Consider the following 13,808-nt stretch of genomic DNA (forward strand, 5'->3'; position numbering starts at 1 on the left):
TGACAATTGATAATATTTATAACATAACAAACTTTCAAACTATCATAGTTTAAATTATAATTATTATTAATACCAAATTATAGAAGGGGCAAATATGCATAGAAGCATCAAAGAAATTTTAAATAATCCTATACTAGACAGTATAATCACAGTGAAAGGATGGATTCGCACAAAACGCAGTAATGGTAAAATCTCATTTGTAGAAATTAATGACGGCTCAAATATTAAAGGAATTCAAGCGATCATTGATGAAGAAGATCCTCTATTTGAAAAAAAAGAATTTAAAAAGCTCACAACAGGTGCCAGTATATCATTAACCGGAATCTTAATCTTAAGCCCAGCAAAAGGACAAACCTATGAAATCAAAACAACAAATTTTAATATAATTGGAGAAGCAGATCAAGAAACATATCTTTTACAAAAGAAAAGGCACACCTTTGAATTTTTAAGAGAAATCCCTCATTTAAGAATTCGTACTAACACATTTGGGGCTGTGGCCAGAATTAGAAATCAAATTTCTTATAAAATTCATGAATATTTTCAAAAAAATGGATTTTTATACATACATACCCCAATTATTACATCAAATGACGGAGAAGGGGCTGGTGAAATATTTCGTGTATCTACCTTAGATTTTAATAGCATTACAAACGGAAAAGAAGTTGACTTTAAAGATGATTTCTTTGGTAAACAAGCATTCCTTACAGTAACTGGACAACTGCATGGCGAAGCTTATGCAATGGCTTTATCAAAAATATATACATTTGGACCAACATTTAGAGCAGAAAATTCTAACACAACACGCCATGCCTCAGAATTTTGGATGATTGAACCTGAGATGGCATTCTTTACACTTGAAGACAATATCAATTTAGCAGAAGATTTTCTTAAGTACATTTTAAAAGAGACTTTAAATAATTGTAATCAAGATATGGAATTTTTTGATAATTTCATTGAAAAAGGCTTAATCAAAAAAATTGAAGATGTCATAAACTCTAACTTTGAAGTTATTACATATACCCAAGCAATTAAAAAACTTGAAAATGCAACAAAAACATTTGAAATAAAACCTTATTGGGGAATGGATTTACAAACAGAACATGAAAGGTATTTAACAGAAGAAATCATCAAAAAACCTGCCATAGTTATTGATTATCCAAAAGAATTTAAAGCATTTTACATGAAGATGAATGAAGACGGCAAAACTGTTAAAGGAATGGATATTTTAGTTCCACGCATCGGAGAAATAATTGGAGGCAGTGAAAGAGAAGATAATTTGGATAAGTTGAATAAAAGAATAAAAGAGCTAAATTTAGAAATAGAAACTCTTAATTGGTACTTAGACTTAAGGAGATTTGGATCAACTCCTCATTCTGGATTTGGACTTGGACTTGAGAGATTAATACAATATATAACAGGAATGGCCAATATTAGAGATGTCATACCATTTCCAAGGACTCCTAAAACTCTTTATTTCTAATAAAAAGTTTTAGGAGGAAACAATTGCAAATAAAAATTTTATGTCAAATAACATTAATGCTGATAGCATTGATGTTATTTTCAAATGAAAAATTTGAAAATAATTTAAAAATATTTTCAAATATAGAAAAAGAAATCACAGGTAAAAAATCAAATTATCAATACAGTAAAGAAAAGCCCAGGATTAACAAATCCAATAAAATAAACTATCCACACAAAAAAACAGACTATCATCATAACATTATAAGAAAAAAAGATATAAATCTACAAATTGATAAAACTAATAAAAAGCAAGATGTACAAAAACCCATAAACAATATCGTACAAATAAGAAAATCTAACAAAATATATTATCCTCAAGACAAAAACAACATACAAACATCCAAATCAAAGAAAAATATATGGTATAACATCAAAGTCTATGCAACTCATACGAAAGATAGATTTAAAAAAATAAAAGCACTAAATAAAATAAATACACAAATAGAAAATAATTTTGCTTTAATTGGTCCAATCTTAGAAGATTATTTAGGAGAAATAACAAAAGCTTTACACGTCATAGGATATAGTGAACTAGAATATATCAAAGTCGAGCAAAACTAAAGTTTGCTAGACAAAAATTTTAAAATATCATTCAGTTCATCATCTAAATTAAAAAAACTCAATTTATACTCATCTTTTGATAAGCCTATTAATTCATGATTGCTGTAATGTATCCAGGTATTTAGCTCATCTTCACTTGAATATTTATTAACATAATAATCAGGTTTATAATCCACATATCCACGTTCCTTATAATCATAAACAGCAATCTTAACATTTTGACTATCTATTCCTCTCTTTAAAACTTCTTCTCGCAAATGAATAATTGTACGACCAGTATCAAAAATATCATCAACAAATAAAACATTATCCCCTGCTCTTAAATATTTTGGATCATAAGTCCATCCATCTATCATTATTTTTTTTTGCTTATTTGAAATATCATATGATCTTGCAACAACAGCAGCATAAAGAAGAGGTTTTTCTAGCTTAATAAATTTAAAGAATTCACTAATAATATTACCAAGATAAGCTCCTCCTCTTAAAGAGACATACATAATATCAGGAATAAATCCATTTTTATAAATTTTATAAGCAAGCTTAAGACCATTTATTCTTATCTCTTCATAAGAAACAAATTTTTTCATTAAAATAACACCTCAAAACGCATAAAAACTAAGATTTATCTCAAAATTGACCATTTGCATTAAAATAAATATATTTGCTACTCTTGCAAGCACTCAACATTCATATTACTCATATTTAATTAAAAACAAAACTCATTAATATAAACAATACCTCTTTTCCTAAAACAATTAAACATAAATTCTTAGTTAGAATTAAATAGGCTTAAAGAATGGATATCTTTAAGCCTAAACTAAAAATAAAGTTTATTACTAAAAAGATACCTTAAAAGTTTGACCATCTCTTAAAACAGTATAAGTATTCTTCCCATATTGAACAGCATCATAAAAATCTCTTAAGCTTTTAATACTTTTTGAATTAACAACCATAATGATATCTCCTGTTGAAATTTTAGGATTTGTACCTAAAGTTGGATCAACACTGTCTACCACAACTCCATTAGTCCAATTTCTTAAACCAAGTTGAGTCCTAACCTCCTTAGTTAAAGGATAAACAGTAAAACCTGGCATCAATTTTAGCTCTGAGATATATTCCTTCTCATTACTGATTTTGGGCTTAACATCAAGTTCTATTTCAACATTCTTTTTTTCTTTTCCTCTTAAAATTTCAACTTTAATCTTCTCTTTCGCATAAAAATCATTAATATACTGCTTAACATCGTAGAAAAAATTCATTGAAACATCATTAATCTTGCTAATTACATCACCTGCTTTAAGCCCTGCTCTAAAAGCAGATGTACCATCATAAACACCCGCAATAATTGCTAATGATTCAAAATTATCTTCATAACCTAAGCTTTTAAGAAGTTCTGGGTCCTTATTTCTTAAACGATGCAAATCAACGCCCATCCAAGCCGATTCACTCTTCTTCCCACTCATCAAAACATCGAAAATACTTTTAGCGTTATTAATAGGAACAGCAAAACCAAGTCCAAGATTACCCCCAGAAGGAGAAGCCGATATCCAAGTATTGATCCCAATAACTTCTCCCTTAATATTTACAAGAGGTCCCCCAGAATTACCACGATTAATAGCTGCATCTGTTTGAATAAATGAATTTCGTGCTTTTAAATTAGGATTAACCGAACGATGAAGACCACTTATAATACCTGCTGTAACTGAAAAACTAAAGTTATGGGGACTCCCAACAGCTATAACCCAATCCCCTATCTCAAGCATATCACTATCACCAAGTTCAGCTATTTCAATAGCTGCATCATTAGCCTCAAAACTAACGAGTGCAATATCTTTTTTATCATCCTTACCTACTAGTTTTGCTTTATAAGTTTTATTGTCATAAGTTCCAACTTCAAATTCAATCGCATTATCTACAACATGACTATTTGTAAGAGCATAAAATAAATTTGTTTTCTTAGAATCTCTTCCAATAATTACTCCAGAACCACCCCATTGCGCCTTTTTTTCAAGGTTAAAACCTGGAATATCAAAAAAGAAGAATAAATGGAAAAGATCGCGTGTTTTAACTATTCCAGTAGCATAAATTTCCACAGTGGATGGTAAAATCTTTTTAGATACCTTTCTAAAAGAATCCTGAAGAGACTCGCCAGCATCACCTTTCTCCTGTGCAAAAACAATAGTATTTTTATCAGATCCTAAATAATATATTCCAACAAAAAATCCAATAGTTAAAGCTAAAAAGCTTGCTAAAAATACGGAAATAAAATTTTTCTTCATTTTATACACCTCCATAATATAAAACCAAATCTTTTAAATAACACTTAATTAATATCTATCAAATCTTACTCAAAATCAAAGGCAAACCATCAACAACAGCAACAGTATGTTCAAAATGAGCAGAACAACTAAAATCAGATGCAAACACCGTCCAATCATCATTCTTAACAGAAACTTTATGTCCCCCTAAATTTACCATCGGCTCAATTGCTAAAACCATACCTTCTTGAATTCTAACATTTTTAAAAAAAGGCTCATAATAATTTGGAACACTGGGTTCTTCATGCAAAGCAAAACCAACACCATGTCCTGTATAATCCCTAACAATTCCAAAACCAAATGGTTTAATATAATTTTCTATAGCTTTTGAGATATCTAAAACTCGATTACCAGCCTTCATTTCATCAATTCCTCTATAAAGAGCAGCCTCTGTAACTTCTAATAATTTATTGACCCTAGGGCTTACTTTACCCACCTTAAAAGTCTTAGCCATATCACTATAAAACCCATCTAAAATAACTCCACAATCAACACTAATAACATCGCCATCTTTAAGTTCTCTTGTTCCAGGAATTCCATGAATAACTTCTTCATTTATAGAAGCACAAATGGTTCCTTTAAATCCAGCATATCCCTTAAAAGCAGATTTAGCCCCATTCTTAGTAATAAAATCACTAGCAATCAAATCAAGCGTCTTAGTGTTAATTCCAGGAGCAATATTTTTCTCAATTTCTAAAAAAGTCTGGGCTAAAAGTCTTGCAGATGCCCTAATTTTCTCAATCTCTGCTCTAGATTTTAATCTTAATTTCAAATAATTAATTCCTCTCTTTAAGTATTTCTATCATATTCATATAAAGTTTACCTTCATTAGTTTCATAAAAAAAATTAGAAGTTAAAATAGCTTCTCGTCCCTTTTCAAATTCACCTAAATAAAGATAATTAATTCCACGCTTTAAATACACTTTTGCCAGATCTTCACGTTCTCTTAAAGTAATTTTACTCTTATCATCAAGAGTGAAAGGCAAAAGAGAAACTGTCTTACTAAAATATTCTTCAGACTCTTTATAATTTTTTTGATACAATTTTAAAACCCCAAGATTATAATAAAAACCATATAAATATTTGCCCACTTGATTCTCAATAATTACTTTTTCCGCAACATTTAAGTCTTTTTTAAGAAAAAAATAATAAAATTTATAGAAATAATACCAATCTTGAACTTCATTAACAGAATCATAAATCTTAAAAAATAAATCTAAATCTTTTAGATCGGAATAAAGAAGCAAATTCCAAGCCAAAAGCTGAGCAATATCAGTACTATAATTTGATCTATAAAATAAACGCCATAAAAAAGACTTTTTAGCCTCATACTTTAAATCTGAATAATTCAACACAAAGTAAAGTTTAAAAAATAAAGGACTATCTCTATACTTTTTTGCAATCTCATTTGCATTAAAATAATCATTGGCTTCAAAATAAATATTAGCCAAATAATAATTTACCATTTCATTTTCTTTAAAATTGTCATTAGCCTTATTTAAATAAGCAATAGCACGCTTTAAATCATTCTCCTTCTTAGCAATAAATGCCAGACCAAGATATACCATCATACTATAATCAGGAAAATCAGTATAAAGTTTTAAATATTCAATCTTAGCATTGTTAATATCACCCTTCTTCAAATAGGCGTCTGCTAGCAAAAACATCAAACTTGGTTCATTACTATTATTAAGCTTAAGATTTGCAATAGTAAAATCCAAATTATCAAGACCGTAAGAAATATAGGCAAGCTCTTTGGAAAAATCCTTATCTTCCTTTATTTTCAAAAGTATTCTCTTAGCAGAATCTAAATCCTTTTTCTCTATATACAAAAGCATTGCATCAATTAAAAATGCATTATTCTGAAGATTTAAACCTATAGTCTCAAAAGCAAGAGCATCTCTTTCACGTTCCATTTTGATTAAAAAGCTTTTAATATCTTTTACATCATAGCTTAAAATTAAACTTTTAATAAAAGCCTCATCATACAAATGCTTATATTCCTTATATCCTAAAAGATACTGCTTTGCAATATCATAAGCCTCTAAAACAGCTCCCACCTTAAGTTTTGAATATACTTCAAGTGCCCTAAGCTTTAAATTTCCCGGCAAACTTTTAACACTTAAGTCCAAAATGTCCCTCATCAATAAATAATGTTTAATTTTAACAGAATAAAGCTTTGCCCTTTTAATAAGAGAAAGCCACTTGTATTCAGTATCAGCATAATAAGAATAAAATCTTATTGCATGCTCAGCACTCTCTAAATTTTCATTTAAAAGATAACCATCAACTTCTACAAGAATCTCATTAAAATTTAGTTCGCCCTTTAACATATATAAAACGTATGGATTCAAGCTCAAATAAACAAAAATTGATATAAAAAGGAGTAAAAATAAAATAAAAAATAATAACACCTTATTTGCTTTCAAATGAGCTCTCCATATTTTTCAACAAAGCATCAAGTATCCCATTAACAAATTTATAAGAATTTTTACTACCATACTTTTTGGCAATTAAAATAGCCTCATCTATTATGACTCTCTTGGGAATATCTAAATTTTGAAACTTAAGTGAATATACACTCATTCTCAATATGGCAAGATCAACCTTATCCATACGGTCTAAACGCCAATTAAGAGAAATATCACTAATCAATTTGTCAATAGATTCTAAATTATCATAAGTACCATTAACCAAAACAGAATAAAATAATTTTAAATTTTCTTCTAACTCAAATCCATGATCTTCAAGATTAAAAATATCATAAATATTATCTTTTGCCTTACAATTAACATCAATACTGTAAATTTTTTGAAAAGCTAATACTCTAGCCCTGTGTCTCAAGTCCATAACCAATATTATAAATATCTTATCTTTATTTTAGACTAGAATCCAAAATTTGTATACTAGCAGACTTATTGAGTTTATCATAAATCTCTTGTTGTACTCTAGAAACAATTTGCTGCTGATAAATATTAACCATATTATTTTTTATGGCATCCTTTACAGTCATATCAACATTAGGAGATATCTTATCTTGAAGACCTAAAAATCTCTGAGAATACATTTCAGTAACTTTAACTATATGAAAACCTTCTTTTGATGATATTGGCTGAGAAATGTCTCCCTTCTTAAGCATAAATACTTCTTTAATAAAATCTAATCCAAGAACATTTTGTGCATTCTGATCACCTCTTGCCAAGAATCCAAGATCACCATTCTTAACCTTAGAACCCTCATCATTTGAATATTTTCTTACAGCTTCCTCAAAGGTAATCTTTTTCGATTTTATCTGATTTACAATATCCTTTGCATTTGCAAGAACCTCTGATCTCTTCTTATCTTTCGAAGAAAAGAAAACATGACTAATCCTTGCTATATCAGGATTAACAAATTTAGTCTTATTAGCCTCATAATATTCAACTACTTCTTTTTCTCCTGGGATTTTTATTTCCGAAAATTTAGGCTGAGCCATCTTTAGAATTAACTTTTGTGCAGAAAGAGACCTCTTCATGGAAGATAAAAGTTCATTCCAATTTGTACCCTGACTTTCTATCATTTGTTTAATTTGCTCATCTGTAAGATTTAAAAGTCCAAACTGAGTTCTAATTGTTTGCATAACTTCCGCATCTTCAACCTTAATCCCTTGCTTTAAAGCCTCTTGACCAAAAAGAACATCGGCTATTAAAATCTGCAAAACTTGCTTCCTCTCAGCATTACTTAAATCTCTACCTTGTGTCTTTTTCAATGTATTTACTTTAGAATCAAATTCTGTCTTAGTAATAATTTCGTTACTATGCAAATTAATAATTACAACAGGAGTATTTTGAGCAAAAGAAGTTATTCCTACAACAAAAAATAACAGAAAACACAAAACATTACCCATAAAAATCACCTTTATATCAATCATTGAACTAAATCACTGCTTAAGATTTTAACAAAACATTAAATTTAAATCTAGTTTAAAATAAGAATATCATTCATCTATATAAAAAGGCCGCTATACCCTGCCCACCTCCAATACAAAGGGAGGCAATTCCTTTTGATTTATTATTTATTTTAATAAGACGTGCAAGAGTTAACAAAATCCTAGCGCCACTAACTGAAAATGGATGCCCTAAGGCAATAGCCCCTCCATTAACATTGATAATACTATCTCTCACATCATATTTTTGACGTAAAGCTTTCAAAACACTTAAAGATTGTGCTGCAAAAGCTTCATTTGTTTCAATAAAATCAATTTCACTTGGAGTTAAGTTAAACTTATCTATAATCTCTTCAATAGCAAGAAAAGCTCCAAATCCCATATGAAGAGGGTTTAAGCCTACACTTTTAAAACCACCAACATAAGCTAAAGGTTGTAATCCCATTTTGCAAACAAAATCCTCACTTGCCAATATTAAAAAACAAGCTCCATCATCTAAACTAGAAGAATTGCCGGCTGTAACAGTACCTCCCTCCTTAAAGACAGGTTTTAAAGACGACAGTTTTTCCAAACTTAAACTATCACGTATCTCCTCATCACTACATATAACACTTTTAAGTTTTGTCTTTTTATCAAAAACTGATAAAGGATATATTTCATCATGAAAATATCCACTATCTCTCGCTGCTGTTGCCTTCATATGAGAATTATATGCAAACTGATCTTGCATTTCTCTTGTAATTTCATACATTTCAGCCAAATTTTCCGCTGTAAGTCCCATCACAGTACTACTTGGAGTATCAACTAAGGCATCTTTATATATTGAATCTTCTATTTTAAAGTCGCCAAATTTTAAACCATCAAATCTGACACCTCTTGGCAAAAGATAAGGCGAATTACTCAAATCTTCTACACCACCAGCTAAAACAATTTCACTATTACCAAGAGCTATAGAATTAAACGCAAGTTCTAAAGACTTAAGTCCCGAGCCACAAACTTTGTTTACAGTAAAAGCAGGAATAATTTCACCTAAACCAGCCTTCAAAGCAATTTGTCTGGCAATATTTTGACCAAGCCCTGCAGAAATTACATTTCCAACAATAACCTCATCCACTTTATCAATATTATTTCTACCAAGTAAAGCCTTAACAATATCTGAGGACACATCAACAATATTCATTCCCTTTAAGGCACCTCCAAATTTAGTAATCGGAGATCTAAGTCCGTCAATGATTGCTATTTTTCTCATATAAAACCCCACACAAAAAAACTAATCTTCAACTATATAATAACAAAACACAATTTGAAAAAACAGAATATAAAAGATATTATAAATGATTTGATAAAAATTATCATCAATATTAATATATTAATTATTAAATACACAAAAAACACAATGATATATTAAAACAAAAATGTTATATTAATTATGCATGTATTTAGCAAAACTTAACCTCAAAATGATAATTATAATGTTGGCAATTAATTCTTATGCTTATAACCATTTAATCAAATATCAAAATGATAGAGTTGATAAATACCATTTTAACAATCTAAATGACGGTCTTGGATTTGCACTCTGTGATTTTTTTGATGATCTCAGAAGCGGTTCTTTGATATTTATTCATGAATCAAAATATAATTTCATGATAAATGCAGAAGCACACATGTTAACTTTTAGAGGGAATAAAGATTCTCCTGAGCAATTAAGAACAAGAATTGATCTTTTAGAAATTGGATTTATGTATTATTTTCCATTCTCAATCAAAACACAAACACAATACTTTGGAAACATTGATATTGGTATTGGTATTAAAAATTTAATCTATGGAAACTGGGGCGGGGCTTTAATACAAAAAGCAGTACATTTTACCCTAAGACAATTAAGACCAATTCCTAAAAATTATGAAAATTACAATTACAGAGGTTTCTTAAGTGCAGCAATCAATTATTCTTACATGAAATTTTTCAATCTTGAAAATTATATAGACTTATCTTATTTTGCAGATTATTTTTTCAAAACAAGCATTGCAATGGACTTTAGAAATGAGTCTATAGGAATTGAAACTAAACTCTTTTATCAAATCCAAAGCAAAATAAATAGCATAGAAACATATTCAAAAATACAAGAAGCAGAAACTGGAATTGGAATTCAATACAGACTTCATTCTAAAAACTTTTTTACAATAAATAACCTTAATTTAAACAATTTTTCAACCAAGGAAAAATTTTTCAGTGTAGGAGGATTTGGTATAATCTTTACTGAAGAATACGACAATACCTCGGAAGATAACTTATATCTCCTCAACCAAAATTTTTCTTTTGGATTTGAACTTATGATCCCATTTCAAACTAGAAACTTAATATATTATATAATAATACCCTCATTAAAATACTATTTTGCCATTGCAACAAATTATGATATTAATTTAACTGAATTAAATAGCCGTACAAATAGATTTTCATCCGGATTGATGTATGAATTATTTACAAAAGATCGATTTATATTATACATATGTTCTGGAATATTCGTATCTTACAATCAAGATAAAAAAGATGTAAAAGCCATTTACAGACCATTAAAAATAAAAGATACACTGCAAGCAGGACTTGAAATTGAACCTGGCATATCAATAGAAACATTTAAATACAATAAAGTAACATATAATGCAAAAATATTTACAAAAATTAATTATCACCCAATTATTTATAACACAACAAATTCTACTTTAGAAACACATAAATTAAATTTTAATTACCTTGGAATCGGTATAACAATAAACATCTAAGTACGTCAAATTAGTCAAGTTATATGAATGCAACAAATAATATTAATAATCATTTTCATGTTCTTTATTCACAAATTTAACAACATGTGGCAAAAACAATATATCAGCTCTTCCTGTAGGCCCATTTCTATGTTTAGCAACAATAATTTTAGTATCGATAGCACTAATCACTCTCTCATCATCAGAGCCACTTTTTAAGTCCTTATCTCTATGAAGTAAAATAACAATATCTGCATCCTGCTCTAATGCACCTGATTCTCTTAAACTAGCAAGACTGGGTTCACGTCCCTCAGTATCTCTTGTAAGCTGTGAAAGGGCAACAATTGGAATCTTAAGTTCTCTTGCAAGCTCTTTGAGTGCTTTACTAATTGAGGCTACCTGCTCATGACGTGGAATATTTCTAGCTTCGAGGGAAATAAGGCTAATATAATCAACAAATAGTATATCTATATCCGAAAATCTTTTAAGCTTCCGAGCCTGAGTTGCAAGCGTTAACAAACTAATATTAGCAGTATCTTCAATATAAAATTCAGAATTACTAATATCATTCACAACATCATTGATTGCCTTAATTTCATGACCTGACAAAATACTATTTTGAATCTTAAAACTATCAATATTAGCTTGAGCTGCTATTATTCTTTTAATCAAAGCATCAGAAGTCATTTCAAGAGAAAAAAAACCTACTTTCCTCTTTTTATCATTCCTCAATGCAATACTTGACGCAATATTAAGTGCAAAGGCAGTCTTACCAACACTAGGACGAGCACCAATAATAATAAAATCACTCTCTCTAAAACCTCCAATAAGACTATCAACCTTCCTAAAACCACTTGGAATACCAAAATTAACTTCTCGTTTTTTCATGCTTCTCTCATATATCTCAGCATGAACTCTCTCAGCAATAATTTTTGCATGATTAAGATTTTTACTAGAACAATCTAATTCAATTGAAAGAATATACCTTTGTGCTTCTTCCACAAATTGCTCAACTTTTTTTGTAGAATCATTAGCTAAATCATTCAGTTCCCTAGAAATTTTAGAAATATCTCTTCTAATACGATGTTCTTTAACAATTTTCGCATAAACATTTATAGTCTTATCAGTTGGAAGATATCCTGAGAGAAAACTCAAATAATCCTGCAATCCTGTTAAAGCTTTAAAATTACTTAAAAGCTGTGATTTAGGTGTTAAAGAAGATACTTCCTCAAATACAGTTATTGGATCAATATTTTCTCTTTTTTCATAAAGAGAAATCATCGCTTTAAAAATCATCTCATGATTTTGACTATAAAAATCATCCGGTTTTAGATATAATAATGCCTCTTCCACCTTTCCTGGATTATAAAATATACTCGAAATAACTGCCTTTTCTGCGCCTTCGTTAAAAAGAAGTGTAGAGGCTGTACTTACTGAAGTAAAAGCCACAAACTATACCTCTTCTTTAAACTTCCTTTTCAACACTCTTAGACTTTTTAAGAGAATGTTTTTTCTCTTCCCTTTTTATCTCAACTTTAATGACAGAATTAATTCCCTCATAAAGCTTAATAGTTACATCATAAATTCCAAAAGTTTTTAATGTACCATGATGTATATCTATTTTTCTTCTCTCAATTTCAAAACCAAGCTTTAAAAGCTCATCGGCAATATTTAAGCTATTAATACTATGAAACAATTTTCCACTATCATTAGACTGCATTACGAATTTTAAATTAATCTTATCAAGTTTTTCTTTAAGTTCAAGGGCTGCTTTTTTTCTTGTTTCTTGTCTCTTAAGTATTGATCTCCTTTTTTGATTGAAAATATCAATATTATGCTTATCCGAAAAAACAGCAAAACCTTTTGGTAATAAATAATTTCTAGCAAAACCATCCTTAACATCAACAATATCACCTTCTTTTCCAAGATTAATAAAATCTTCTTTCAAAATTACTCTCATCATCTCTCCTTAATATTTCTTCACAAAAGGAAGTAAAGCCATATATCTAGCTTTTTTAACCTCTAGTGCAAGACGCCTCTGATGCTTAGCAGAAGTGCCTGTAATTCTCCTAGGCAATATTTTCCCTTGCTCTGTAATAAACTTCTTAAGGAAATCAAATTCTTTATAATCAGGAACTCTATCCATATCACAAAATCTACATGTCTTTTTCTTAAAAAATCTAAAATTAGGGTTTTTTTTAAAACCATCTTGATGTCCATCAGTCCTTGAGTCTCTCTGATGGGAATCTATATCTTTATACATAAATTAAAACTCCTAAAAAGGTATATCTTCATTAAAACCGTCATCAAAACCAATATCTGTAAACGAATCTGGCTTCTTATAACTTTCAAAACCAACATCATTAGCACCTTTAGTAGTAATAAGTGAGCCAAACATTTGAATATCATCTACTAAAACACTGCATCGGTTCTTCTTATCTCCAGTGTTTTTATCTTGCCAACTCTCATACCTTAAAGAACCACTAATCACAACTTGTTTTCCTTTCTTAAGAAAAGAACCAAGACTCTCAGCTCTCTTACCAAAGAGAGTACAATCAAAAAATTGAGCATAATCCATCCATTCCTCATTTTTTTTCACCCTTCTGTTATTAGCTAAACCAAATTTAAGAATAGCCATACCTGCCTCAGTATAAGTAAGCTCAGAATCCCTAGTAAGCCTACCAGATAATACTAAGGAATTAATATCGGCCATCT

The 13,808-nt window shown here is 29.4% G+C and carries 14 protein-coding genes; 3 read left to right on the top strand and 11 right to left on the bottom strand.

The genetic code is table 11. The features are described from left to right. Nucleotides 1-94: 94 nt before the first annotated feature. The gene (gene asnS, locus bpSLO_RS00495) at nucleotides 95-1,480 is read left to right on the top strand and encodes an asparagine--tRNA ligase (RefSeq protein WP_025407514.1); all 1,386 of its coding nucleotides are present in this window, start codon (nucleotides 95-97) and stop codon (nucleotides 1,478-1,480) included. A gap of 23 nt (nucleotides 1,481-1,503) precedes the next feature. Continuing rightward, nucleotides 1,504-2,082: a hypothetical protein gene (locus tag bpSLO_RS00500; protein ID WP_025407513.1), complete on the top strand. Its 579-nt coding sequence runs from the start codon at nucleotides 1,504-1,506 to the stop codon at nucleotides 2,080-2,082. Here bpSLO_RS00500 and bpSLO_RS00505 read toward each other — a convergent pair. From bpSLO_RS00505 to bpSLO_RS00535, 7 genes are all read right to left on the bottom strand, one after another. Further along, complete coding sequence (locus bpSLO_RS00505; RefSeq protein WP_025375151.1) at nucleotides 2,079-2,669, bottom strand: phosphoribosyltransferase; 591 nt, start codon at nucleotides 2,667-2,669, stop codon at nucleotides 2,079-2,081. The genes bpSLO_RS00500 and bpSLO_RS00505 overlap by 4 nt on opposite strands. A gap of 249 nt (nucleotides 2,670-2,918) precedes the next feature. Then, entirely contained in the window at nucleotides 2,919-4,361 is a 1,443-nt protein-coding gene (locus bpSLO_RS00510; RefSeq protein WP_025375152.1) for a trypsin-like peptidase domain-containing protein, read from the bottom strand. A gap of 58 nt (nucleotides 4,362-4,419) precedes the next feature. Beyond that, nucleotides 4,420-5,172 carry a type I methionyl aminopeptidase gene (gene map / locus bpSLO_RS00515; protein WP_025407512.1) on the bottom strand — a complete coding sequence of 251 codons (753 nt, stop codon included), beginning with the start codon at nucleotides 5,170-5,172 and terminating at the stop codon, nucleotides 4,420-4,422. Nucleotides 5,173-5,176: 4 nt separating this feature from the next. Next, nucleotides 5,177-6,829 carry a tetratricopeptide repeat protein gene (locus tag bpSLO_RS00520; protein WP_025375154.1) on the bottom strand — a complete coding sequence of 551 codons (1,653 nt, stop codon included), beginning with the start codon at nucleotides 6,827-6,829 and terminating at the stop codon, nucleotides 5,177-5,179. Next, nucleotides 6,816-7,250, bottom strand: coding sequence for a transcription antitermination factor NusB (gene nusB, locus bpSLO_RS00525; protein ID WP_025375155.1), 435 nt, complete (start codon nucleotides 7,248-7,250; stop codon nucleotides 6,816-6,818). The genes bpSLO_RS00520 and nusB overlap by 14 nt, the downstream gene beginning before the upstream one ends. 25 nt (nucleotides 7,251-7,275) lie before the next feature. Next, nucleotides 7,276-8,310: a peptidylprolyl isomerase gene (locus bpSLO_RS00530; RefSeq protein WP_422385939.1), complete on the bottom strand. Its 1,035-nt coding sequence runs from the start codon at nucleotides 8,308-8,310 to the stop codon at nucleotides 7,276-7,278. 70 nt (nucleotides 8,311-8,380) lie between these two features. Further along, on the bottom strand, nucleotides 8,381-9,574 hold the full coding sequence (locus bpSLO_RS00535; protein ID WP_025375157.1) for an acetyl-CoA C-acyltransferase: 1,194 nt from the start codon (nucleotides 9,572-9,574) through the stop codon (nucleotides 8,381-8,383). A gap of 184 nt (nucleotides 9,575-9,758) precedes the next feature. Between bpSLO_RS00535 and bpSLO_RS00540 the strand changes: the two genes are divergently transcribed. After that, entirely contained in the window at nucleotides 9,759-11,114 is a 1,356-nt protein-coding gene (locus bpSLO_RS00540; RefSeq protein WP_025407510.1) for a hypothetical protein, read from the top strand. A gap of 42 nt (nucleotides 11,115-11,156) precedes the next feature. Here bpSLO_RS00540 and dnaB read toward each other — a convergent pair whose 3' ends face one another. Genes dnaB through bpSLO_RS00560 form a run of 4 tightly spaced genes read right to left on the bottom strand, consistent with a single transcriptional unit; the run spans nucleotide 11,157 to nucleotide 13,806 of the window. After that, on the bottom strand, nucleotides 11,157-12,542 hold the full coding sequence (gene dnaB / locus bpSLO_RS00545) for a replicative DNA helicase (RefSeq protein ID WP_025375159.1): 1,386 nt from the start codon (nucleotides 12,540-12,542) through the stop codon (nucleotides 11,157-11,159). A gap of 16 nt (nucleotides 12,543-12,558) precedes the next feature. Next, a complete protein-coding gene (rplI, locus tag bpSLO_RS00550) occupies nucleotides 12,559-13,053 on the bottom strand; it encodes a 50S ribosomal protein L9 (RefSeq protein WP_025375160.1) in 495 nt (164 codons plus the stop codon). A gap of 9 nt (nucleotides 13,054-13,062) precedes the next feature. Next, nucleotides 13,063-13,356: a 30S ribosomal protein S18 gene (rpsR, locus tag bpSLO_RS00555; protein WP_025375161.1), complete on the bottom strand. Its 294-nt coding sequence runs from the start codon at nucleotides 13,354-13,356 to the stop codon at nucleotides 13,063-13,065. 12 nt (nucleotides 13,357-13,368) lie between these two features. Beyond that, on the bottom strand, nucleotides 13,369-13,806 hold the full coding sequence (locus bpSLO_RS00560; protein ID WP_025375162.1) for a single-stranded DNA-binding protein: 438 nt from the start codon (nucleotides 13,804-13,806) through the stop codon (nucleotides 13,369-13,371). Nucleotides 13,807-13,808 lie beyond the last annotated feature (2 nt).

The sequence above is a fragment of the Borrelia parkeri genome (genome assembly GCF_023035815.1).
GTDB classification, from domain to species: domain Bacteria; phylum Spirochaetota; class Spirochaetia; order Borreliales; family Borreliaceae; genus Borrelia; species Borrelia parkeri.

What these genes read in the sequence shown, in the direction of transcription:
- bpSLO_RS00530 (WP_422385939.1), bottom strand. Translation starts at nt 8,310, where the DNA reads ATGATTGATATAAAGGTGATTTTTATGGGTAATGTTTTGTGTTTTCTG.
- bpSLO_RS00560 (WP_025375162.1), bottom strand. Translation starts at nt 13,806, where the DNA reads ATGGCCGATATTAATTCCTTAGTATTATCTGGTAGGCTTACTAGGGAT.
- bpSLO_RS00540 (WP_025407510.1), top strand. Translation starts at nt 9,759, where the DNA reads ATGTATTTAGCAAAACTTAACCTCAAAATGATAATTATAATGTTGGCA.
- nusB (WP_025375155.1), bottom strand. Translation starts at nt 7,250, where the DNA reads ATGGACTTGAGACACAGGGCTAGAGTATTAGCTTTTCAAAAAATTTAC.
- rpsR (WP_025375161.1), bottom strand. Translation starts at nt 13,356, where the DNA reads ATGTATAAAGATATAGATTCCCATCAGAGAGACTCAAGGACTGATGGA.
- rplI (WP_025375160.1), bottom strand. Translation starts at nt 13,053, where the DNA reads ATGAGAGTAATTTTGAAAGAAGATTTTATTAATCTTGGAAAAGAAGGT.
- bpSLO_RS00510 (WP_025375152.1), bottom strand. Translation starts at nt 4,361, where the DNA reads ATGAAGAAAAATTTTATTTCCGTATTTTTAGCAAGCTTTTTAGCTTTA.
- asnS (WP_025407514.1), top strand. Translation starts at nt 95, where the DNA reads ATGCATAGAAGCATCAAAGAAATTTTAAATAATCCTATACTAGACAGT.
- bpSLO_RS00505 (WP_025375151.1), bottom strand. Translation starts at nt 2,669, where the DNA reads ATGAAAAAATTTGTTTCTTATGAAGAGATAAGAATAAATGGTCTTAAG.
- bpSLO_RS00535 (WP_025375157.1), bottom strand. Translation starts at nt 9,574, where the DNA reads ATGAGAAAAATAGCAATCATTGACGGACTTAGATCTCCGATTACTAAA.